Below are 21564 nucleotides of genomic sequence, written 5' to 3' on the forward strand. Positions count from 1 at the left end.
TATTTTCGTAAATTATTATTGACTATAGTTGAAATAAATAATATAATCCTTGTAGAGTTAATAAATGAACGGAGGTAATTAGAATGGAAGGTGATGAGCTCTATATCATTCAATTAACAAATGAAAAATATGCAAGATTTTCTTCCCGACCTGATTTTGTAGAGGATGTATTTGGAGAAGAGCATAAATCAAATGCAACTCCATTTAACAAAGTGGAAGCAGGAAAGATTGTAGAAGAAATGAATCATCCTACGTTTGTAAAACATGTAGGTATCTGTATAGAAGCAAAAGGGATTGTCGCTTTACATAATTAAATCATGAGGTGAACGATTATGAACAGAACGTTAATGACAGGTGAAGTTGTAAATTTGGCAGACATTATTGCATATGCAAAGCCAAATCAGGTATTTAAGGCCCATTATGCAGAAGAGAATTGGTATATAAAAAAAATGCCATTAATACAAGATGAGAATCATCTTGAGTATGAAAGTTACTGTCTTTTTAATTATTGTGATGAAGATGGTTTTTCGGATTCACAACGAGTGTGCTTAAGTCATAGTGATATATCTGCAAAATATGAAGTTTTGGGATATAAAAAGAGTGAAAGACAATTGAAGTGCATTAAATCTGTAGTTGTGGATGAAACAGCAGGAGAGGATTTTAAACAAGGAAAAATTTATCCGTTATTAAAAAATGGTGTATATATTGAATCTATGAGTGAATTTCAAAAGAAGCATGGATTATCAGACTCAAGAGGGGAAAGAGATGATTGGTTTCAAGAGCATTTTGAAATTGTAGTGATAGGAGATGGACGAGAATGAAAGGCATTGTGTTAAATCAATTTTACGATAGATTAGAGAAGCAAAGTGGGCTTTCAAGAGCAACAGTAGTTGTTTTACCTGCAAATGAAGCGAAGGTAAAAATGGTTACGTTAGATGGAGGATTTAAAACCGAAACAATTGAATGGATGAAAATTCTACTGGAATCAAAAACAGGGTTGTCGAATACTCAGCTTAGTACATATACAGAAGAAGAATTAGACTCTTTATGGAATAAAACAATGAAGTAAAAAAGAAAGGGGATGTCTTAGTATGGAACTCCAAAAACATGAATGGGTGATTGTTAGGGATGCAGAAGAGCGAGGTCTTGTAGTCGCTATGACTTCGGAAATTACTCAAATTAGAACGGAATTAAACAAGGAATTATCGACTTACTTCAGCGAGAAATGCAGTGATTTTCCTGGCGTATTTCAAGAAGAGATTTGTGAAGATGTATTGGAATCTGTAAATGAATATATTGAAGATAATAAAATCAAAAAATACCCGTACAAATTGGATTTTCCTTTCACAGTAGGTTCTCAAGAATACTTAGTGCCTATCGGGGAAAACATTGAGTTGGTAGTTGTCGCCTTTGATGAATACCATGGTGATGGTGAGTATAGTAAATTCCTTAAGATTAATTTCTTTGTAATGAATGAAAAGGCATCAAAAGAGGACGTAGATAAGTTAATTGCATTTATAAATGAATATTTAGCTCCTTTTTATAAAGAAAAAAAGGAGAATGTGCAATGACGAGAGTAGTTAACTGTAAGCGTTGTAGGAATCACAAAATAGGATTTGGTGAGGGTTTTTCCGATATAAAATCTGTATGTAAAAAAGAACAAAGAGATTTTAGTAACATTCCAGATGATAAATACGAGGAAGAAATTGAAAAACAAATTGACTGCAAGGAGTTTAAATCGAAGTTTATAGAATACCCATTAGAGATTAGTGGTATTGACACTCCTAAGGAAAAAGGTATTCGAACCAAAACATATAATGGGAAATGTGGCCAATTGGTAAAAGTAAGACCTTGTAATGAAAAATATGAAGGAAAAACATATTTAGGTATTTTTTTAGGGGATGCTGATATCGGTCTATTTGTATCTCATAATTCGAAGAGTAAGGAATTATCTATTATAAGACATTATAATCCTGCTATTTTTGTTCCTGAATTGAAAGAAATCATTTATGGAGCGGGTAGTTGGTGGGGCAAAATTAATTCTGAAGAAGAATTAAAAGAAATTACAGATGCAGATATTAACGATGTGTGGTATGTGAAAATGCTACAGAATTTCTAATCATATTATGGAGAGAAGTTGTATTTTCATTTAAACAAATGATTTATAAAGGGAGAGATTTATTATGATTCGAGAAGGAAAACCATTTATTAAAAATGTACCATTTTTACTTGGGCTAATCACCTTTGAAGCGGTTGTTTTAACAGCAATGTGGACATCGTTTAACTACATCTTCTAAGAAGAAATGAGTCAAAGTATGCTTACATCAAGAATTAACAAAAGGGATATTATATTTTGGACTGAAATAATTAGTGTGTTTTTTAGTATTCTACTTATAATTATTTATTTCATCTATAAAGATAAAACGATATTTTCAGTTACATTCATTGGAACTATTTTATTTTGGGGTTGTATAAAGGGAATATTAGGAATGAATAAGTTGAAAACGGAGAAATCACCATTTAAAAAAGAAAGAGCAAAACATCATATATATGAAGCAGTTTGGATTCTGGCAGGTATGCTTCCAATCTGCTTCTTTATTATTTATTTTATTTAATGATTTTAATTAAAAATTAAGGAGGAATTAATGATGGAATACGTTGATTTTGAACAGCTAATAGGGGATACAGTGAAGGAAGGGGATAAGGTATGGATTTGCGATTATCGTCATAATAATATTTTAGAATCGCCAATCCGTCATGTACCACCTCAAGAAGTGGTAATAGTTGATAATGATAAGTTACCAAAAAACAAAACAGTCTATTATTCATCTTATCACTTTCGACCAATTGGTAAAAAAGGAAAACCATTAAGCAAAATCATTGCTCCATATGATAATACTGGTTATCGTTCCGTTACAGGAACATCCTTAAATGTTTTCTTTACAGAAGAAGAGTGTAGAAAGTGCTATAAGGAGCAATGTGAAGCAATTAAAGAACAAATCGAATACGAAAAGAAACGTGTGGAAAAGAGCATGAACTGGAAAATGGAGAATGTTAACAAAGAAATATTAGAACATTGCTAATCTAAATTATAAAAAGGAATGATTACTTTGAAAAAAGAAACGTTGGAACGAATGAATACTTTACTTGCAGTAAAAGTCATGGGCTTTAAATGGGGAAGGGATGAAACCTTTAAAGAAGAAGGTTGGATTCAAGGGGAAAAGAAGAATGAATACACCTTTGTTCGTTCGTTTAAACCATCAACAAATCTGGAACACGCTTGGATGATAGCAAATCAATTAACAAAGGATAATGGACTCATTCAAGATGGAAAGCTTGTAAGAGAGTTAGATTCATTTGATTTGAATTTTGAATGTGGTATATGGGAATCTGAATTTTCTATCACGTCATCGAAAGGTTATTGGAAAGTAGAGGCGAAAACACCAGAATTAGCGATTTCATTGTCTGCCTTAGTTTTTGCAGGGGTAGGCATTACGGAGTTTCAGAAAGAAATGAAAGAGGAATGATTATATTCATTCCTCTTTTTCTTGCAATGATTGTTTATGTTCGTTAAACATTCTCATCCATAGGACAAACGCCCAAAAATTGGAAGTTATACTAATGAATATAAATATTGAAAAAACAAATACATTTAAATTTAGTATATTGGATAGTAAAAGAAATATAAAACCCACAATTGTTAGTAAATAGTTTAACATATATTTTTGTTCCATATAATGACCTCCTTTTATTTACATATTATATCTTTATATTATTTTATACAATATATATAATGTTATTCGTTATAGAGAAATGTGTAAATTTTATTTTACTTGAAGATAGATAATTGGTATACTATAGTCAATGAAATTCAGAAGGGGTGTTTGTATGAAACAAAAAGAAATAGAGATTTTCGCTTCTGTCTACGCTACATCAGATGAGTCCGATGAAGTTTATGCAAAAATGAATGACTGTCCGATTCAAAGGCAAGAAGGAAAAATGAATTCGATAGCTATGAATGGTGAGGACACACACGAAATGTGTGTATGTTATCAAGCGTTGAGTGGCAGAGGAGTAAAAAGAAATATTTGCCCTCATTTTCAAGGGTGTAAACAAGTGCAAAGAAAGAAACGAAAAAAGATTAAAATTTTTTGTTCTGCTTTAGAAAATAAATAAACGTAATAAAAAGATAAAGATAAGGAGAGAGACAATCATGGTAGATATGTTATCTGTAGTTAAAAAGGAATTTCCAGAGTTATATACAAAAAGAGGGGTCGTCAAGAAACAAAAGCCAAAACAATTCAAATGTGATTGTGGAAATGAATTCAATAAAACAAAGAAAGTTAATTTTGGATGGGTGGGATTTGCAATCCCTGTATGTAGTGAATGTGGTGGGAAAGCTAAAAAATCGGTCTTATATAATATTTGGAAGCGAATGATTAACAATCAAATTGAACAGGAGGATTTTATCTTAAATGTTGTGATGAGTAATCCATCTATTTCAAAAGAACGAATACAAATGTTGCTTGCAGAAAAATTTGATGAATCGAGAGAGGCATTGGGGTATTTGGTTTATTTCGGATACTTACAAGTGGATAAAGAGAAAAGAGACACTTTAAAACATATTGAGTATACAGTGAATCAAGAGAAAGACCTATCTCACCGTTACGAAATTCTATAACTATAACATTTTAATGAAAAGGAGTTCTGGAGATGGAAGAAAGAGAAGATTTAATTATTAAGGTAACTTTTTTTAAGGAAAGAGGAAAGTATTATACTCACGGAAAAGTGAATATTGGAAAAGCACGTTTATGGCAAGGTGATGATAGTTTTAAGCAAGCTATTGTAGACAATCAAAACATTGTTTCAGATAGTTGGATTGGAAATATGCATGTCGTTACAGAAGATTTACCAGAATATGATTCAGACCCTAATTATAGAGAGTTTTCCTCTGCATTAATCCTTGCTCATGAATTTAGAGGAATGAAACGAATAGTAAAGCCTAAGGAGTGATTAGGAAATGCAAATAAAAGCAGGTCAAATAGTAGATGTTGAGGTTTCAAAAGATGATAAGAAGCAAGGATTTGTTATTGGTAGAGATGCTGAATACATATATGTGGAATTCTTTGAAGAGGGAGATATAAAAACAACCTTAGATAAAATCATACCAACGAATTATATATTACAGTCTTGCCATTGGTGTAGTGGCACAGGAACTTATCGAGAGGATATAAGTGATAGTGGTTTACCATGTCCAGATTGTAGTGGTAAAGGGCGTGTAGTTGTTGATATGAAAACAGAAGGTGATGTAGGTGAAAAGTAAAAGATTTATTTATGCCATATTAAGTACATTTTTTTGCATGTTCCTGTTATCAGCATGTGACCCACCAGATACAGAACCACAATTAAAGGTAGAAAAAGATAATAGCACCCATGAAGAAAAAGAACAAGAGAATGAAGAGTTTACAATCAAGAAAATAAATGACCACATTCAAATTCTTACAGATAAAGAAAGAGGCGAAGAGTACATAATCTATTACAGTGATACTAAGTTCACAATGACTCATCGAGAAGGACAAAAGAAATAATACATAGGGGAGATATGGAATAATGACCGAGAAAACTCAAATCAAAAAAGATTTTGAATCAATGATGTCTAATATGTTGCAAGCACTCGCAAATAGTACAAATAACGAAATGGTTCGTAAATACAATCAAGAAATTCTAACAACAATTTTAAAATATGAAAAGTTTTTAAAAGACCCATCTACGTTTGACTCCCTTATCAATCATGAGCTTAGTGAAATCTTAGATGTGTGTGTACTTAATCTACATCCTGAATTAGAGGGCAATTCTTTTTATCGCATGTCTTTCTTATATCAACACTATCAATTTATTGAACTTCATTTAGAAAACTTTATTGAACAAGCTGAAGGCTCTCCATGTAGTACCGATAAAGCAAAATGGATTATAGAGAATTATAGAGCGTTTATCATTTCTGAAGAGATTCCTACGTTTAAAGTTGAAAAGAAAGACTGGTGGAAGCCTAAGTTTGGTACAGGAGAACAATGGATGAATTTATGTAATTCATTACAAGGTTTGTATTATGGAAAGCCAATTAAGTATTTAGAAGCTATTCAAGATTTAATGGAGGCACTGGAGAAAAATAAAATAGCAGAACAGGAAAATGAAGGATGATTAAACCTGTAGAATTGAAATCGCCTAAAATTCTAAATTCAAATATGACCAGTGAGGAAAAAGAACTTATTGAATTATTTATTACTTGTGCCATCCAAAAACGAATTAATCGAGCGAAAGCAAAGTATTTTGACGGGATTCTTTCAGGTATTGCAAAAACTTTGAAAATACTTGGTCGAAAAGATATTAATGATTTAATTGCAATCGAATATCTCTATCATGATGAATTGAATTAATTATTTTACATAAAGAAAAGGTGCATGAATATGATTGATGAAAAGAAGAAATCTGTCGTTGATTGGATATGGTCAAGGTATGGAAAATGTTCAGATAGTTTTATGTATCATCTTATAGAAATCGATTTACCGCTTCTTAATTTAAGTGAGATGGTAAGAAATAAAGAGAAGAAGAGTATCATAATGGATACAGAAGAAATGAAGAAGCAGTTTATAGAAGAGATAGATTATATAAAAAGAACAGAGGGAAAGATATGAATAAGGTCGTGTGAAAAATGATAAGTTCAAAAAGAAAAGAAGTTATAGATTCTGTATGGTTAGTGTATGGACATTATTCAGGTAATTTTTTAGAAGAATTACCTGTGTTAGAATCACCATGGATTTCCGTAAAAAAGGATTTAAGACTTCAGAAAAGTACAAGTGACAAAATTGATGTGGATAAAATAAAAGAGTATTTCAAGCAAGAATTAGCTGAAATAAGAAACATGGAGGATAAAAATGAATAACCCTGCAATTCCTTTATTTGTGCATCAGTATTTTAAAAGTAATCTTATTTTTTCTCAGGAAGGTATGGAGAGTAAAGTAACTCTTGCTAACTACATTTTAGACAAAGTTGTAAATGATGACGGTAGTTCTCTTGCAACAGATGTCTTTATATGGTTAAGAAAGAAAGGGAATCTAACTGCTTTTGCAAATGCAATTGAATCAGGTTACACCGTATCAAGTGAGTCTTTGCATGTTGATTTTGATGTAGAAACAGAATCGATTTATCAAGGCGTACAGGCAATTGCTCGAATGGAAACTCATTGGATGGTGCCTGTCTCTGATGATAGAAGTCATGCTTATAAAATTATCAATGGCTTGTTATACGCATTAAAGATTGAAACAAAGGAAGAAATAGAAACTCTGACTTCATTTAATTGGTTATATAATGCAGAATTTGTAGATTATGAACCGAAAAATAAACCGAAATATATTTTAGTTTCTTCGAATGAAGATAAGTTACAAGAGTTTCAAAGATTCGGTATCTATAACTTAGATATTGAAAAAGGGCGAGATATTCAAGAAGTCAATCATCCTTCAGTATCTGTAGTTGCTATGTATAAATCTATAGAAGCAGGTACAATGAGAATTATAGAGGACACTGCTCTATACATTGAGGGCGAAGATGTAGGAGTAAATGTCAAATGGCTTTTAGACAACATAAGTAAATATGAAGGTAAAACAGCAACTTGGAAAGTTTGTTTGGCCGCAAATGATGGAAATCGAATTTATCTATATGAAGGAGCGGTACATGGAAGAATTGAGAATAACAAACCTGTAAAAGAAGCTTTCGGATTTGATAATTATTTTATTCCTGATGGTGCGTCAAAAACTCTTTATGAATTAGAAAAACAGGGAAGTAAAGATGGGTTTTCGGCACGTAGAAAAGCAATAGATATGTTTTTAAACGAAATTCCTTGTTTAGTTGTTCCAATTGCTCAGATTAAGCCGTGGGAAGGGAACTATCAAAATACAAATAAATAGTAAGAAGAAAGAGACACGAAAATACATTGTGTCTCTTTTTGTAAAAATTAATTGACTAAAAGGTGGTAAATGAATTATAATATCAACTATAGTCAATAGAATGGAGATGATACAGATGTTATCTGTAGATTTAAAAAATAGATTTGTAAAAGACTTTTCTTTACCGATTAAAGTGTTTCAAGAGCCGTATTTCTCGTATTATTTAGAATTGTATGATGAAACACATCAAACAAAGAAAAAATATAATATGTTCAAGGACACTGTTGAAAGACATGGTGGAGAACGTGGATTTTTGGAGTACTACAATCAATTAAAAGATAAAGTAACCCAAACAATTAAACAGACAAATGCATTTGATATTTTCAATAAAGACAGATTAGAAGAATATGATGTACAAAAACATTCATTTTCAAAACAGAATATCTATCAAAAAGAAAATGTAGGCAAAGTATTTGTTTCTGTGGATTTAAAAACAGCTAATTTTCAGGCTTTAAAACATTACGATAACGCTCTTGTTTTAGGAATGGATTCTTATGAAGATTTAATGAGAGTATTTACAGATGAAAAGTATTTCATCCAATCAAAATACCTTCGACAGGTTATCTTTGGTAATTTAAATCCTAAGAAGCAAGTAAAAATTGAAGAGTATCTTACTTACGCTGTTCTTCAAGTATTTCTACAAGAAGGTGTGTGCAAAGAAGAAGAAGTAAGGCAGTTTTCGAAGGATGAGATTGTCTTTGAAATCCCAAAAGAAAAAGCTATGAACTTTAACGGAAGTGCAATGGAATCATTTATTGGAGATTGGTTTGAAAATAAGATTCTTGCTAAGGTTACAGTATTCGAATTGGTTCCCGCAGGTAAATATTTTGCAAAACATTTTGTAGAGTATGCAATGGGCTATTCAAATGAATATGAATTTGTCTGTGTTCCAAATATCGAATTCCCTCAAATCTATAAAGATTTTTATAATATGCCATTGAATGATAAGGATTTAGTTTTTTATCACGAGGGTCGATTAGCTACATTTTTAGAGCCGAATAGAAGCAATGAACAGTCTGCGTAAGTCAGAAAGAAATAAAGGTGATAGAAAACGATTTATGATGGAGAACAGTCAGTATTGGCTGTTTCTCACATCTTCTATCTCTTTATGTATGCTATTCATATCTACTCACAAAAAAGAGATAGCTTTATTCTCATGTTTTATTCTATTATTTTCTGTATCCATTAGTATTGCAGTCAGTAAATATGAAGTTTTACAAAAGAAAATGATTATGAAATGGGTAGTAGATGTTCAGACTGAATCGTGTGCTTCTGTTCTTGCAATTGTACTAATAAGCGAATATTTGAAAAGAGACACACATTCTGCAACGTTCATATCATTTCTTATCTTTGTTACTTTTGTTACATATGAAATAAGTATATTTTTCGTAAATAAGTTCATTTTAAATAAATTTACATAGAAGGATGGCAATAAAAAATGAATATGTCCAGAAACAAAGCATATGTTACAACGAAAGAATTAGTAATTTCAGTGATTCTTCCCTTAATACCTCTTGCTATTCTATATTTCCTACCTTTCTTTCAGGGGATTTCTAAATTCATTTGGGCAGTTATAGGAATGAATGCTTTAGTTGTATTTGGTTCATTCGCTCTTGGCTCGATTAAAAACAAAGACTTTAGATATAACGTTTTTTCTTTTCAACAAAAAGTGTTAGCTTGCTTACTTGGTCTTTTAATTGTAATGAATGTAAACGTAGGTGTTAACAAAGAGATACTGAAAGCATCCATTTTTTTATTCTTTAGTATTGACGTTATCACCGTTTTACCAGGAGTATTGTTATTTGCTCCAAAAGAAGATGATGAAAGCAAAGATAAAAACTTGAAGTAAATGTATAGAGAAAGGTGTATTAGACATATGGAAGGAAGATATTTCGGAATTCTAAATAAACAAGATAACAAAATGGTATTAATATATAATACCTACTGTTCATTTAGTCTCACTGAAGCATTATATGGCTTATCGTATGAAAGAATATGTTTAATGGATAAAGTAGTGAAAATGATTTCAGAGGAACAAGCAAATACGTATAAGGAAATGAAGATTCCTGTTTTATCCTTTGTTTAAGAGCAAATTCGTTTGCTCTTTTTTTATTGAACAAGCTCGAACCGTTTTAGTATATAGCCCCAATGAATATATTAGTAGACTAAAAATATATGAAAGGGGAGAATGAAGTGAAAAAGAAAGACGTTGTGCAATCAGAAAATAAGACTGATAAAGAAATGGAATCGAGTAAGAAAGTGACAAGGAAGTTGTTTTTATGGCTATGGCTTTTTCCTCCGTATGGGATTTATATTCTTTATAAAGAAAGAAGAATTCATCCCGCATTAACAACTATATTTGCAGTTCTACTTCTATGTATGATAGGTCTATCTGTAGACATGGTGTTAAACCCAAATAGAGTACATGATGAGAAAGCAAAAGAAGTCATGACGGAATTTATCGGTAAGAATGCAGAATTGAACATGGGGGACTTTAGAGATAATAAAAGAGAAGGGACAGTTCATGTAAATAAAAAGAACTTAGACCTATATAAACTATACACAACAAAAGGCGTTTATTTTGTGTATCTAACATCTTCAAACGGATTAGAATATCAAATACAAGAAATTGAACAGGCATTTCCAAATAGAAAAGGAATTTATAAAAAAGATAAAGGAATAGAGATATATCCTGAAAATATACTTCAAATCAATAAGGAGAAAGAGAAGTATGGTGAATATAAATCTATAGAAAGTTCTAATTCAGATAATGAGCAGGTTATTACTACAACAAAAGGAACCTATCAATTCTTTACTCGTTTTCAACAAGTCTTGAAAGTGGTCGAAATAAAAGGGGGAGAAAAGAAGACGGTATTTACAACGAATGCAAAACCAGATTTTTCAAAACGAACAGGAAAATATGTATTAAAAAATAAAGATAAAATTGGAGATGTAAAAGAATTGAGTGTTTATAGCATAGAGGCAGATAAACAAATATTTGACTTTACTACATCAAAAGGAATATATCGTATTCAAGAATTCTATGACGGAAGAGTTATCTTGATGGAAGGTACGGAAGAAAAGCATGATGAATCAATAAAAAAATGAGCCACTTAGGGCTCATTTTTTATATAGCTTTATTTAATTCCTTTTCCTTTTGAGGTGCATCTTCTTTTATGTTTAAATCTTCTAAAGATAAATCAAAATGTTTACAGAAATGATTTCTCATAGAAGTTAAACGTTTCTTTACATTTTGGGCACTTGCTGAACCAGACTGGCAAGCAATTCTATAATCTTCAGGCGTATTTTCAAAGAATGCCTCGGCCCAATCTCCGAATTTGATAGGAGTTACTTTGTTATTTAAGTTGTTATTAATAACATCTAATGACAAAATCACAAGCATTGGAACATTAACTTTCTTTAAAAACTTTTGCTTTTTAGGGAATGCTTCATTTAGGTAAAAAATTGCATTATCTAATGTGCTTTTTAGTCTTGCTTTTAAATCTTCACTCTTTAATTTATCAATAAATGGTTGCATTTCACGTTTGTTTAAACCACTGTTAGGTTCATAAATTAGTTTTAAGATTTGAAGTACGATTTCTTGGTCCGTATATCTTTTTCTTGCACCTGCTGTAATGTTGATTTTATATTGGAAAAATGGGAAATCTGTAATTCTCTTTAAGAAAGAAATGATACGATTTCCTAATACCGCTCTTGTCACCTCAATCGTGCGTAAAGCCACACCATTATTTAATCTGAAGAATAATTCTTCGATTTGTTGTTCATTTAAGTTTTCAGAAATGGAGAAATCAAATTTGTATTTCTTAATAGTTGATTGGAATTCCTCAGATAAATCTTCGAAAGTTAAACCTGCTATTTTTTCTCCATCAACTAATGGGGTATTCTTATCTAAAACTAAGTCCCCTTGCATAAATGAAAATAAAGTAGTTAACCTTTGTTTTCCATCTAATACGCTTAACATGTCATTATCTTTAATAGCTACGATAGGTGGGATATAATAGTTTGATAGAATAGAATGAATTAATAAAGATGCCCTCTTGTTATCCCAGATATTTTCTTTTCTTTGAATGGCTAAATCAAAATTCAATTTACGAGTTTTGTAACGTTTTAATAATCTCTCTGAATCGAAATTACTCTTTTTATTGAAGCTTACTGCTTTGTCTTGATTCATATAATCACCTCATCCTTTCGTCCTTAATTATTTATTCTGAGAACATGAATTTTATGATAAAAACTTTGATTTTCTGTGAGTTCAGTATACAACTTTTTAAAAATAAAAGAAAGACTTGATTCAACCGCTTATTTGACTATAGTTAGTTTAAAATTTTAGATTTTTCTGTTGAAAGAGATTCTTAAAAAAGATAAAATAAGATAGAAAACATATAAAAAGGGAGGTTGTAAAGTGAAGGGAATAGAATGGATTAATGAGAAAATACCTGATTTACTAAAAGAGAACAACCTTTCCTATGAATGGGTAAATAATACGAATGGAATTTGTATTCATGTTAGTCAATATCCATATTCGTTCCAATTGAAATGTGATGAACAATTGGGATGGAATGTTTATTTAGAAATGAAAAATGAAGTTGTGTTAGAATATCCAGAAGCGGATGAATTGTATTGTGAAATACAACGATATATAGAAGACATAAACTTTCATTATTATGATTTAGATGATTTAATTCTTCCGAAAATGGAATTTGAAATGAATTTAATGGATGATATATTAAGACCATATAAAGACCTTATAAAGGAAACAACAAGAGATAAGGTAACATATTCTATCAAATGCTGTGATATAGATGACAAAACGCCATCAATGGAAATTAAGTACTCTATAGCATTGGATATTTGGACAATGAAAATAGAGAATTTTTTTGAAGGAAATAATATGCATGATGATTTGTTTGAATTGTATGATGAAGTAAATAGACATGTACAATCTTTAAATAAAAGAGAAGATTTATTCTTCTTTTAGAAAGACAATGCTTTTAGCGTTGTCTTTCTGTTGTTTTACTTTGTTTTTTATTACTTTGATATATCGCATCTATACATTCTTCGCAAAACTTGTGTCTTTTTTGTGCCATTCCTATCGTTGAAAAATCTCCGCTGAATTCATTTTTGCACTTTATACAATGTACTTTTTTAATATTGGTCTCATGGACATTATTATCACCTCTTTTCAAATCCATATATTATAGATTAAATCACCTTTTTTTACTGCATAATGATTGAACCTAAGACTTTATGAAACAAAATTAAAATGAATAGAATACATAGATAGAATATAAACAAGGTAACTGAAAGGAGTTTTATTAAAATGAGTGATTATATAACGATAGTAAAAGGGGATTTGTTACAGGCGACGGAAGATATTATTTGCCATCAAGTAAACGCTCAAGGTGTAATGGGAGCAGGATTAGCAACAGAAATAAAAAAACAATACCCAGAGGCATTTGAAAGATATAGAGAATTATGTTTACGGGAGAATAAAGGAAAGCATTTATTAGGGACTTGTCAAATTGTAAAAAGCAAAGACAAGTACATTGCGAATATATTCGGGCAACATAAATTTGGTAGAAATGGCGTATTTACTGAAATGGATGCATTGAAAAAAGCTTTTTATTCATTAAAGATTCGGGCTCAAAAACATAATTTATCAGTTGCAATACCTTATAAATTTGGATGTGGATTAGCAGGGGGAGATTGGAATGAAGTGTTTAAATTGATTGAAGAAACATTTCGTGATTATCCCTTTACAATCTATATCAAAGAAGATTAATTTTTTATTGACTATAGTTAATAAAAATGTTATCATAATGATGTAAAGTTCTTAATGATTCGCACACAAAGTACAGTCATGCTTTGCGTGTGTGTTCTAACGTCAAGTAAATATAATCCTGGGAAAGGTGCCGATATGTATCGGCACTTTTTTTATAGGTAATAGGAGTGAAATACAAATGGATATTGTTCAAATTGTAAAAGAAATTGAATCAGAAACAAAAGAAGCATTAGTAGAAAAAATGGTGGGGAAGAAGTTTGCAGATGGAGAGTTTCCAAATGAATTAATGCAACTAACAACAGAGATAATTGTGAATTCAGTTTTGTCTAACCTGTCCACACAAAGTTTTAATTTAAAGCCAATTCGCCAAGGTCATATTTTCTTGATTACAGCTACAGATGAATTTGACAACACAGTTGTTGATGTTATGTACATAACCCGATATGAAAATGAAAATCCTTTAGACTTTGAAATAGAAGATGTGAATGTAGCAGTAAAAGAATACGTGTTTAAAAAGGCAGTAGAGGAAATAGAAGCAGAAAAGAATAAAGATAAAGAATTAAACCAATGATAAGCAACTCGTTTTATTGACTATAGTTAATATAAAATGTAAAATTTAATTATAGAAAATAGAAATGGGTGATGAATAATGAAAATTATTTCGGATAAAAATGCCGTTGAGAGACAGGAACTATTGAAACAATTAGAAATGAATGTAGGAACAAGCATTAGGCTTAACGATGTATATAAAGACCTTAATCCTTCATTTGTTACAAATGTTCAAGATGTTGTAGAGCATAAGCTTGTAACATACTCGCAAGAAGATATTGATTCAGAACAGTTTTTACATGCCTATGTAAATGATTATAAAAATGAATATGCACTTGTCATTGGACTGGCTATAAATGGTCAAGATTACATTAAAATTATCTATAAGACTGAGATACAAAAGGAAGAACTTCTTTTTACATCTGTTGATGTAGTCGTTAAAGATATTGCTCTTCAATAGTGTGGTGGATTTCCATCACACTTATTTTGTATAAGTAGGAGGTGTACATACAATGAAAAAGAAATGGATGAAATATATGATGGTTTTCATGTCATTGCTCATGTTATTTGGCATATTTGCGGGAATTGCAATGCAGATAAAACAAGGATTATAAGATTGGTTGGGAATGATGGAGGTAATTGGTATGGGGCACCTATTAAGCGGAATTATATTATGGGCTGTAAAGATATTTTTTGTACTATTATTAATACGTATATGTGGTAATGCTTTTGAAAATAAAATTGTGGCAACTGTCTTTACGATAAGTGTTTTTGCGTTATATATAATACTCTTTCATGTTATAGATGAAGATTTAAAAGAAAAGAAAGCCATTGAGAATGAACGAGTAAAGTATATAAATACGGAAGTTTACAAAAAATCAAATGTAAATAGATGAGGGGGCAAAACCGTTATAGAACGCAGTTAAACCTATTGAGTTGAATATTTAAAAACAGGCAGTTTAAAACCCCTCCGAAACATAAACCTATATAACTTAAAGTTTAGTAAAAAGTAAATATGATTATAACATTACAACTTCTACAAAAGAACAAGGATATTTATAACCGTTTTTAACAAAATGGTTTGCAACCATACAAAAAAGCAATGAAACAGATATCCATTGCTTTTTTATTTCATATACCTAAAAAACTTTTAATGATTAATCGTATCGTGAGTTTCTTCGCTTCTCTTTTCGCTTTACGAATCATTCTTTTAACTCGTTTAATAGCTGATTTAATTAAATAAAAGGCAACTCCTATAATTAATCCATATACAAGGATTTTTAAATCAAATAAATTGATAAAATCAGTAATTGTGTTCCAGTTAATATTCATGTGTTAGCCTCTCCTTAATAATCAATCATTTTGATTACCTGTTTTTTATAATTCAATTATTATATTCAAGTTCAAGGTTTTTAATTTCAAAAAAAGTTCAAAAATATGTATCTAAAAGGGGATTAATTTGAATGGTAGATAAGTAAGATAAAACAAAAAGGGGATGATTGAAATGACTCACTATAAAAGAGCTGTTCAGGAGGCGAAGGTTGCATGTCCTTATATAAACCCTAAAATCAGAAGATTTAATAAATACATGGTTTTTGTATTGGATTCTGGTGCAAGTAGAACAATATCAAATCCACTATATAAAGAACCATCTATTCAAGAGATTGAAGAATTTGAAATAAAGAGAATGGAGTTTATCTATCATTATTTAGGAAAAGAGTATCAATGTACAGATTATGCTTACAGATATTTAAAAGAAAATAAAATTTTGAAAGACTTCATTGAAAACAAAGTATATAAGTAAACAAGGGCGAGAGATTAGAATCTTGCTCTTGTTTTTTTTGTTTGTATCTCGTTATTTAATACCGTTTATTAGAATCTTCAATCTTAGAACCTTCTTCCTCTAATTTGTGTAAAAAATCCATCAAATCTGCTTCCCAACATTTTTTCAATTCCATTAAGAAGAAATGTATTGATAGATGAACAAAAGCAATCGATAACGTTATCAGTAATGAGATTTTGATAGTTTCTATATTAATCATTTTTCTTCACTCCTTTTTATTAGTAGGTTCCTATATGTATAGTATGTTATCAATAAATATTATTTACAATAGTTGTTAGGTATTAGATTGTTTTAAAGGTGTATCTATTTTTGTTATTGACTATAGTTGATAAAATTGTTATTGTTTTTGTAAAGGCATATGTAGAATAAAGGAGATGGTAGATATGCTTATAAATCCAATTTTTTCAGGAAGCACATTATGTTCTTCATTCGCATATGAATTGCCTATGAAGAAGATGAATAACAAAGACAATGTTCTAAAAAAATTAAGAAAAGAAGATTTTCGTATTGATTCTACAAATGATGAGGAAATTAGATTTTCTTGTAAAGAGTATAAATTCTTACTTTCTATGAAAAGTAATCAAATAAAAGTTCTTACCACTGCTAATAGTGAATTTGAAAGGTGTTTAATTAATTTCTTAAAGGATACACTCCGAAAATTGTTTCGAAATGAAAATATATATATATAAATCGAAAGGAGATAAAAAAGATGGAGAGTGAAAAATATCTGATTGAGGAGCCAGTATATACAATAGGTAACAAAGAAATGTGGGAAAAAGAAGGACCAGTTCACGCATGTAGATTATGTGGTAGATATTTTGATAAAGATGAGAAATATTACCGAATTAACAATCCTGTGTTAGGTGGCTATTTTCTTGTTCATTACGATGAGTGGAATGATTTTGTGAGTGATTGCAAAAAGGAAGAAGATGTAGCCATAAAAATAGTATACAAAAAGAAACCAAGAACGAGTAATGCCACAAAGCCAAACGTAGAATTAGCAGATAAGATGAAGAAAATACTTGAGAGACGAGGGTTTTATATCGTTAGTGATACACGTAATAAAATCACGTTTAGGCTACATAAGCGAAAAAGAGTATTAGGAACATTTGTTTACGATAAGAGATATATTCGTATTACAAACAAAAGTGACAATATGAATGGTATGCTATCCAGACATTTATTTGTTCAAAGTTTGATGAATGAATTATTGGGAACAGATGAAGATTTTGTGAAGGATGTAAATAACAAAGTTAAAGAGATATTTGGTTAAAGGGGTATTATAAATGATTAAATTCAATTATTTCGATGAAGAGAGTAATAGAATGGTTTCTTGGAGTGAGTTATGTTCCAATGAGAATTTTGAAATTAGAGCATTCGAAGATGGATTGTTTTTATTTGACATGAGTCGAAGAGATGAGTGTGGATACGAATATGAAATGAAAGGGACATTCTATTTATTTTCAGGTAAAAAAGATATGCATAATCGAGAAATTTATGATGGACACCTTATGCATGTTAAAGGGCATTCTGTTCCCTTTATTGTAACGTTACAAGAGGGTTCATTTATGTTAGAAGCAAAGGATAACACACTAAGTATGGCACTTAGTCCTTATCAATCGGATGAAATTGAGATTGCAGGGGATATTTATCAACTTGTTTAGTGATAGGGTGATGAAAGTTATGTTCATAACTACTAAATGGAATAAAATCTTTAATAAATTCAATGCTTGGTCAGAAGATGGAAAGTTCTATAAGAAGCAGGGACTATTTGGTTTTATAAGAGAAATTTCAAAAAAAGAATTTCATCAACTTTTACTCGGTAATAAAGTTACACATTTGTCATTCAGTAAGTTTAATCAAAGTATTGGTATTAGCGAATTAATAGATTTATATGGAAGATTGAGAGAACAAAACAAATCACTACATAAAGAACGTGTGATTGTTCAAACAACACAAGAGAAGCAAGAAAACATCATAGTGGATGGAACCCCAAAAGTTTCTTTCACTGCTACATATCGGATGTACACGGAATCAGGTAAGCTGATGGACACGATTACATTAGAAGTAACTGAAATGACAGGGAAGATGGTTGAGATGGGGGTTTATCTGCCTGAAGTATATCGTTGTGCGTATCAATTATCAAGAAATGGGATTCTCGCAACAGAATCAGACGAAAATGAGTTCTTTGACACACTAAAACCCTTGAAAATCTTTAAGAAAGTGAAGTGTAAATAGAAATGCAGACTAAAAAAGAACTAATACAAGAGTTTAAAGAAGGGAAAATGAACAAAGAATCTTTTGGATATAATGCACTAAGTTATACAGGATTTGGGCTTGTTGTTTGTAAAATTGTATATGGCATAAATGATTCTGTGTTTGGTTATGAGTTTGTGAATGGAGAGCATGTATTTTTCTTGTTACGACTGTATTCAAATGATAGTGGATATTATTTCAATTATAAAGGTCAACGACAATACTTAGATAATTTTATTAGAAATTATTCATAAAGAATGATAGCGATAATGCTATCATTTTTTTATTACCTTTAGAAGCCTTGCAGTAAAGTGCATTTTAAAAATTATATGGTTGTAGAACACTCTTTTTATTTACTATAGTAAATAAAAAGAGTTACAATGTAACTAAGTTACAAATTAATGATAAAAAAAGGAAAGGGCGTGTTGATATGAAAGAACAAACAAAAGTAATGAGATTGGATACGAAAGAGCAAGGATTAATTGAGCTGTTAAGGAAGGAAGGTGTAGGACCATTAACGAGGCTACTTGAAATGGCACTGAATAATCCAGACACGTATAATGACGAACGGATGAAGAATGAGGAATATGTGAAAACGTTACGTAATGGAAAGTGGATTCGTTCTATATTAAAAAATGAAACCTTCTTATTGGAAAATCTTGATAGTTGTGATTATCTCTTATCTGTACAAATAGAAGAAATTAAAAAGGCGATTCAAGAAAATAAAAATATAGTAATTACAGGAACTACTGGAGTGGGAAAGACTGTATTATTAAATGCTTTATTTAACTATCAATTAGAGAGATTCCCAGAACGAAAGTCAGTGGTAATAGAAAATTATCCTGAAATTTCGTCCAATATTGATTTTGAGAACAATAAGATTCTTATCCGTGATGACGGAGATTTCAGTATGAGGAGTTTACGATTCTTGCAAGATTCTAATCAGCCATCCAGATTAATTGTTGGTGAATTAATGGCTGATGAGGATTTTCTTGCAGTAACATCGGGTTTACAAGGCGGTAGTTCAATTCTGACAACATCTGCGAGGAATTTTGAGTTGCGTATGTTGAATCGTCTAAGGGCTATGCCTAATACAGAAAAGCAAATTGAGACGCTTTATGGAATGAGCTTTCTTGAGATTCATATGTCAAAGGATTCAGAAGGTCAAAGGATTGTTGATATTAAAGAGGAGTGTATTAGACATGAATAAATTAAGAGAAATGGCAAGAGAAGCTAAGATAGATAGTGTTTTACGAAGTAACAAGAAATCTACAGCGAAGGATTTATTAAATTGTAAAAGGAAGTGGGAAGGAGATGAATTGAAAGATTCTTTAGAGATGACTGCTTATGAAAAAGCGAAAGAAGAGTATGGGCTATTCCAAGAAGAGTTAGCAAGAATGTACGAAAAAGAAAATCATTTATTAGAAAAGATGCAAAGCCTTTGTCCTCATAAAGAAACACATCCAATACATGACCCATTTGATACGGAAGAAATCCAGAAAGAGAAATGTTCTGAATGTGGAAAAATTATAAGTAATTAAAACGAATAAAAATCCATCGCAATTAAAATGCAATGGGTTTTTTTACTATAGTCAATAAATAAATGTTGATTTTAACTATAGTAAGTTGTAAAATTAATTTGTTGACAATAGTCAATGCGAAAGAACTTTACAAAGGGAGACTATTTATTATGGCAACAAAAAAAGAAACACAAAAGATGCTTAATCTATTAGGACGAAATAACTTTGTAGTATTGGATATTGAGACAACCGAATTATCTCCAACAAAAGGTGGGCGTATTGCTGAAATTGGTGCTGTAAAATACGTTGACGGAAAAATTGTAGATACATATAGTCAATTGCTTAATCCTGAAATGAAGATTTCTAATAAAATCACAAAATTAACAGGTATTACAAATGATATGGTTCAAGGAAAGCCAGTTTATGGTCAAGTGTTACCTAAATTTTATCAGTTTATAAATGGATTTTTAGTTATAGCACACAACGCTAAATTCGATTGGAATAGATTTTTACTATTTTATTTTGAGAAGGTAGGAATCCATCCTGAAAATGAAGTCTTAGATAGCATTGCTGTTTTCAAACATTTTTGTCCTGGTCGAAGAAAATATAATCTTGATGAATTTTGTACAACATTTGGTTATTTGAATAAAAATCGTCATAGAGCATTCGAGGATGCAGAAGCAACAGGGGAATGCTTGTTAGAACTCAAGCGAAGATTTGCAAATGAAATACCAGTAGTAAAAGAAGAACCAGTTCCAGTTCAGCCTGTTCAAAAGGTTTCGCAACCTGAAATTTTCGTAAAGCGAGTGAAATATTGGGAGAAGAAAGTTTCCAGTACAAAACTAATGAAAAGACAGTATGTAAATATCAATGACAAGAAGAATTATGGAACAGTTTATTTTGATATTCCTACGCAGACTTGGTACAACAACAATTATCCTGGAGAAGTGGATTTTTCAATCGTGAATGAAAAAGTATTACAATTCTTAAATTTAAATTCAACAATTGAATTGTGTTCTTTTAAAAACTAATAGCTAATGGTTCTTTTCGTAGTGAATGAACGATTTATAAAGACAAGGAGGAAGTATTTTATGAAACGAGGCAGTTGTTATGGAGAGCAAGTAGATGCTTTTGACTTAGTTGTTTCTAACGAAAATGATTTTCATTTAACTCGTGACAGAGTATATGTAGTTAAAGAATGTGTAGGTGGCGACTTAATTCAAGTTAAAAATGATTTAGGTGAGCTTGAAACTTACACTACAGAATATTTCGATTTCTATGAAGGTCAAACAATAGATAATTTTTAATATAGAAACAATTTAATCGTTAAGGGGGGGAGAGAATGGAATTAACAGTTTTGAATGGTGGTTTAAAAGAAAATAAATTGAGATTAGTTCCAAAAAGAATCCGAATTGAGAAAGCTCCAGTAGAACATATATGGTATCACAAGTACATTGGAGAAGAGTTTGATGTAGTGGATATTGACCCGTATGGAAATGTACGTATTTATACAAACGTCGAATTAGAGCATTCGGGTTGGTTACCATTAAGTGATTGCACTATTTTAAAAGAGGGTTAATTATTATTTTGTAT

The 21564-nt window shown here is 30.7% G+C and carries 42 protein-coding genes; 39 read left to right on the plus strand and 3 right to left on the minus strand.

The genetic code is table 11. From position 1 onward, the window contains the following. Positions 1-83: 83 nt before the first annotated feature. From MHB52_RS30540 to MHB52_RS30650, 23 genes are all read left to right on the plus strand, one after another. On the plus strand, positions 84-314 hold the full coding sequence (locus MHB52_RS30540; protein WP_061662677.1) for a hypothetical protein: 231 nt from the start codon (positions 84-86) through the stop codon (positions 312-314). 18 nt (positions 315-332) lie between these two features. Next, positions 333-821 (plus strand): hypothetical protein, encoded by a 489-nt coding sequence (locus tag MHB52_RS30545; protein ID WP_061662676.1) that lies wholly within the window; start codon positions 333-335, stop codon positions 819-821. Then, the gene (locus tag MHB52_RS30550; RefSeq protein ID WP_061662675.1) at positions 818-1069 is read left to right on the plus strand and encodes a hypothetical protein; all 252 of its coding nucleotides are present in this window, start codon (positions 818-820) and stop codon (positions 1067-1069) included. Before MHB52_RS30545 ends, MHB52_RS30550 begins: the two co-directional genes overlap by 4 nt. 22 nt (positions 1070-1091) lie before the next feature. Beyond that, a complete protein-coding gene (locus tag MHB52_RS30555) occupies positions 1092-1571 on the plus strand; it encodes a hypothetical protein (protein WP_061662674.1) in 480 nt (159 codons plus the stop codon). After that, positions 1568-2119, plus strand: a complete 552-nt coding sequence (locus MHB52_RS30560) for a hypothetical protein (RefSeq protein ID WP_061662673.1) — start codon at positions 1568-1570, stop codon at positions 2117-2119. The genes MHB52_RS30555 and MHB52_RS30560 overlap by 4 nt, the downstream gene beginning before the upstream one ends. A 370-nt stretch (positions 2120-2489) precedes the next feature. After that, entirely contained in the window at positions 2490-2615 is a 126-nt protein-coding gene (locus MHB52_RS30565; RefSeq protein WP_255288521.1) for a hypothetical protein, read from the plus strand. A 33-nt stretch (positions 2616-2648) separates the two neighbouring features. Beyond that, positions 2649-3083: a hypothetical protein gene (locus MHB52_RS30570; RefSeq protein WP_061662671.1), complete on the plus strand. Its 435-nt coding sequence runs from the start codon at positions 2649-2651 to the stop codon at positions 3081-3083. An 18-nt stretch (positions 3084-3101) separates the two neighbouring features. Continuing rightward, positions 3102-3527: a BC1872 family protein gene (locus MHB52_RS30575; RefSeq protein ID WP_061662670.1), complete on the plus strand. Its 426-nt coding sequence runs from the start codon at positions 3102-3104 to the stop codon at positions 3525-3527. Positions 3528-3888: 361 nt separating this feature from the next. Beyond that, complete coding sequence (locus MHB52_RS30580; RefSeq protein ID WP_061662668.1) at positions 3889-4176, plus strand: hypothetical protein; 288 nt, start codon at positions 3889-3891, stop codon at positions 4174-4176. Positions 4177-4213: 37 nt separating this feature from the next. Further along, entirely contained in the window at positions 4214-4681 is a 468-nt protein-coding gene (locus tag MHB52_RS30585; protein ID WP_061662667.1) for a hypothetical protein, read from the plus strand. Positions 4682-4713: 32 nt separating this feature from the next. Then, entirely contained in the window at positions 4714-5013 is a 300-nt protein-coding gene (locus MHB52_RS30590; RefSeq protein ID WP_061662666.1) for a hypothetical protein, read from the plus strand. Between the two features lie 7 nt (positions 5014-5020). Then, complete coding sequence (locus tag MHB52_RS30595; protein WP_061662665.1) at positions 5021-5323, plus strand: hypothetical protein; 303 nt, start codon at positions 5021-5023, stop codon at positions 5321-5323. Continuing rightward, positions 5313-5588 (plus strand): hypothetical protein, encoded by a 276-nt coding sequence (locus MHB52_RS30600; protein ID WP_253703186.1) that lies wholly within the window; start codon positions 5313-5315, stop codon positions 5586-5588. Before MHB52_RS30595 ends, MHB52_RS30600 begins: the two co-directional genes overlap by 11 nt. A 22-nt stretch (positions 5589-5610) precedes the next feature. Continuing rightward, positions 5611-6198, plus strand: a complete 588-nt coding sequence (locus tag MHB52_RS30605; protein WP_061662664.1) for a hypothetical protein — start codon at positions 5611-5613, stop codon at positions 6196-6198. Further along, a complete protein-coding gene (locus MHB52_RS30610; RefSeq protein ID WP_061662663.1) occupies positions 6195-6434 on the plus strand; it encodes a hypothetical protein in 240 nt (79 codons plus the stop codon). The genes MHB52_RS30605 and MHB52_RS30610 overlap by 4 nt, the downstream gene beginning before the upstream one ends. Before the next feature lie 30 nt (positions 6435-6464). Beyond that, complete coding sequence (locus tag MHB52_RS30615) at positions 6465-6692, plus strand: hypothetical protein (protein WP_253703184.1); 228 nt, start codon at positions 6465-6467, stop codon at positions 6690-6692. A gap of 17 nt (positions 6693-6709) precedes the next feature. Beyond that, positions 6710-6940, plus strand: coding sequence for a hypothetical protein (locus tag MHB52_RS30620; protein WP_061662661.1), 231 nt, complete (start codon positions 6710-6712; stop codon positions 6938-6940). Then, positions 6933-7961: a non-canonical purine NTP pyrophosphatase gene (locus MHB52_RS30625; protein WP_061662660.1), complete on the plus strand. Its 1029-nt coding sequence runs from the start codon at positions 6933-6935 to the stop codon at positions 7959-7961. The genes MHB52_RS30620 and MHB52_RS30625 overlap by 8 nt, the downstream gene beginning before the upstream one ends. A gap of 115 nt (positions 7962-8076) precedes the next feature. After that, entirely contained in the window at positions 8077-9024 is a 948-nt protein-coding gene (locus MHB52_RS30630; protein WP_253703182.1) for a hypothetical protein, read from the plus strand. Between the two features lie 34 nt (positions 9025-9058). Then, the gene (locus MHB52_RS30635) at positions 9059-9421 is read left to right on the plus strand and encodes a hypothetical protein (RefSeq protein ID WP_061662658.1); all 363 of its coding nucleotides are present in this window, start codon (positions 9059-9061) and stop codon (positions 9419-9421) included. A gap of 17 nt (positions 9422-9438) precedes the next feature. Then, positions 9439-9849 (plus strand): hypothetical protein, encoded by a 411-nt coding sequence (locus MHB52_RS30640; RefSeq protein WP_061662657.1) that lies wholly within the window; start codon positions 9439-9441, stop codon positions 9847-9849. Positions 9850-9876: 27 nt separating this feature from the next. Beyond that, positions 9877-10086, plus strand: coding sequence for a hypothetical protein (locus MHB52_RS30645; protein ID WP_061662656.1), 210 nt, complete (start codon positions 9877-9879; stop codon positions 10084-10086). Positions 10087-10193: 107 nt separating this feature from the next. Then, positions 10194-11108 carry a hypothetical protein gene (locus MHB52_RS30650; protein ID WP_253703180.1) on the plus strand — a complete coding sequence of 305 codons (915 nt, stop codon included), beginning with the start codon at positions 10194-10196 and terminating at the stop codon, positions 11106-11108. A 19-nt stretch (positions 11109-11127) separates the two neighbouring features. Here the strand turns inward: MHB52_RS30650 and MHB52_RS30655 are convergent, their stop codons facing one another. Beyond that, the gene (locus tag MHB52_RS30655; protein ID WP_061662654.1) at positions 11128-12192 is read right to left on the minus strand and encodes a DUF262 domain-containing protein; all 1065 of its coding nucleotides are present in this window, start codon (positions 12190-12192) and stop codon (positions 11128-11130) included. A gap of 231 nt (positions 12193-12423) precedes the next feature. Between MHB52_RS30655 and MHB52_RS30660 the strand changes: the two genes are divergently transcribed. From MHB52_RS30660 to MHB52_RS30680, 5 genes are all read left to right on the plus strand, one after another. Further along, positions 12424-12999, plus strand: a complete 576-nt coding sequence (locus tag MHB52_RS30660; protein ID WP_061662653.1) for a hypothetical protein — start codon at positions 12424-12426, stop codon at positions 12997-12999. A gap of 342 nt (positions 13000-13341) precedes the next feature. After that, on the plus strand, positions 13342-13803 hold the full coding sequence (locus MHB52_RS30665) for a macro domain-containing protein (protein WP_061662651.1): 462 nt from the start codon (positions 13342-13344) through the stop codon (positions 13801-13803). Positions 13804-13981: 178 nt separating this feature from the next. Further along, positions 13982-14374 carry a hypothetical protein gene (locus tag MHB52_RS30670; RefSeq protein WP_061662650.1) on the plus strand — a complete coding sequence of 131 codons (393 nt, stop codon included), beginning with the start codon at positions 13982-13984 and terminating at the stop codon, positions 14372-14374. A gap of 78 nt (positions 14375-14452) precedes the next feature. Further along, entirely contained in the window at positions 14453-14812 is a 360-nt protein-coding gene (locus MHB52_RS30675) for a hypothetical protein (protein WP_061662649.1), read from the plus strand. A gap of 184 nt (positions 14813-14996) precedes the next feature. Continuing rightward, on the plus strand, positions 14997-15248 hold the full coding sequence (locus MHB52_RS30680) for a hypothetical protein (protein WP_253703178.1): 252 nt from the start codon (positions 14997-14999) through the stop codon (positions 15246-15248). A 235-nt stretch (positions 15249-15483) separates the two neighbouring features. Here the strand turns inward: MHB52_RS30680 and MHB52_RS30685 are convergent, their stop codons facing one another. After that, a complete protein-coding gene (locus tag MHB52_RS30685) occupies positions 15484-15684 on the minus strand; it encodes a hypothetical protein (RefSeq protein WP_061662648.1) in 201 nt (66 codons plus the stop codon). Positions 15685-15856: 172 nt separating this feature from the next. On the opposite strand from MHB52_RS30685, the gene MHB52_RS30690 reads away from it, so the two are divergent. Next, positions 15857-16156 carry a hypothetical protein gene (locus MHB52_RS30690; RefSeq protein WP_061662647.1) on the plus strand — a complete coding sequence of 100 codons (300 nt, stop codon included), beginning with the start codon at positions 15857-15859 and terminating at the stop codon, positions 16154-16156. A 55-nt stretch (positions 16157-16211) separates the two neighbouring features. On the opposite strand, the gene MHB52_RS30695 is transcribed toward MHB52_RS30690, so the two are convergent. Then, positions 16212-16394, minus strand: a complete 183-nt coding sequence (locus tag MHB52_RS30695) for a hypothetical protein (RefSeq protein ID WP_061662646.1) — start codon at positions 16392-16394, stop codon at positions 16212-16214. A gap of 184 nt (positions 16395-16578) precedes the next feature. Between MHB52_RS30695 and MHB52_RS30700 the strand changes: the two genes are divergently transcribed. From MHB52_RS30700 to MHB52_RS30745, 10 genes are all read left to right on the plus strand, one after another. Then, a complete protein-coding gene (locus MHB52_RS30700) occupies positions 16579-16884 on the plus strand; it encodes a hypothetical protein (RefSeq protein ID WP_253703176.1) in 306 nt (101 codons plus the stop codon). A gap of 20 nt (positions 16885-16904) precedes the next feature. Further along, complete coding sequence (locus tag MHB52_RS30705; protein WP_253703174.1) at positions 16905-17468, plus strand: hypothetical protein; 564 nt, start codon at positions 16905-16907, stop codon at positions 17466-17468. Positions 17469-17481: 13 nt separating this feature from the next. After that, complete coding sequence (locus tag MHB52_RS30710) at positions 17482-17859, plus strand: YopX family protein (protein ID WP_061662645.1); 378 nt, start codon at positions 17482-17484, stop codon at positions 17857-17859. Between the two features lie 19 nt (positions 17860-17878). Next, positions 17879-18433, plus strand: a complete 555-nt coding sequence (locus tag MHB52_RS30715) for a hypothetical protein (RefSeq protein ID WP_253703171.1) — start codon at positions 17879-17881, stop codon at positions 18431-18433. 2 nt (positions 18434-18435) lie between these two features. Next, positions 18436-18705, plus strand: coding sequence for a hypothetical protein (locus tag MHB52_RS30720; RefSeq protein WP_061662644.1), 270 nt, complete (start codon positions 18436-18438; stop codon positions 18703-18705). Between the two features lie 176 nt (positions 18706-18881). Further along, positions 18882-19661: an ATPase, T2SS/T4P/T4SS family gene (locus tag MHB52_RS30725; protein WP_061662643.1), complete on the plus strand. Its 780-nt coding sequence runs from the start codon at positions 18882-18884 to the stop codon at positions 19659-19661. After that, complete coding sequence (locus tag MHB52_RS30730) at positions 19654-19992, plus strand: hypothetical protein (RefSeq protein WP_061662642.1); 339 nt, start codon at positions 19654-19656, stop codon at positions 19990-19992. Before MHB52_RS30725 ends, MHB52_RS30730 begins: the two co-directional genes overlap by 8 nt. Positions 19993-20141: 149 nt before the next feature. After that, the gene (locus MHB52_RS30735; RefSeq protein ID WP_061662641.1) at positions 20142-21002 is read left to right on the plus strand and encodes a 3'-5' exonuclease; all 861 of its coding nucleotides are present in this window, start codon (positions 20142-20144) and stop codon (positions 21000-21002) included. A gap of 60 nt (positions 21003-21062) precedes the next feature. After that, complete coding sequence (locus tag MHB52_RS30740; protein ID WP_061662640.1) at positions 21063-21278, plus strand: hypothetical protein; 216 nt, start codon at positions 21063-21065, stop codon at positions 21276-21278. 35 nt (positions 21279-21313) lie between these two features. Beyond that, complete coding sequence (locus MHB52_RS30745) at positions 21314-21550, plus strand: hypothetical protein (RefSeq protein WP_061662639.1); 237 nt, start codon at positions 21314-21316, stop codon at positions 21548-21550. Positions 21551-21564 lie beyond the last annotated feature (14 nt).

The organism is Bacillus sp. FSL K6-0073 (assembly GCF_038006085.1).
GTDB lineage: Bacteria > Bacillota > Bacilli > Bacillales > Bacillaceae_G > Bacillus_A > Bacillus_A cereus.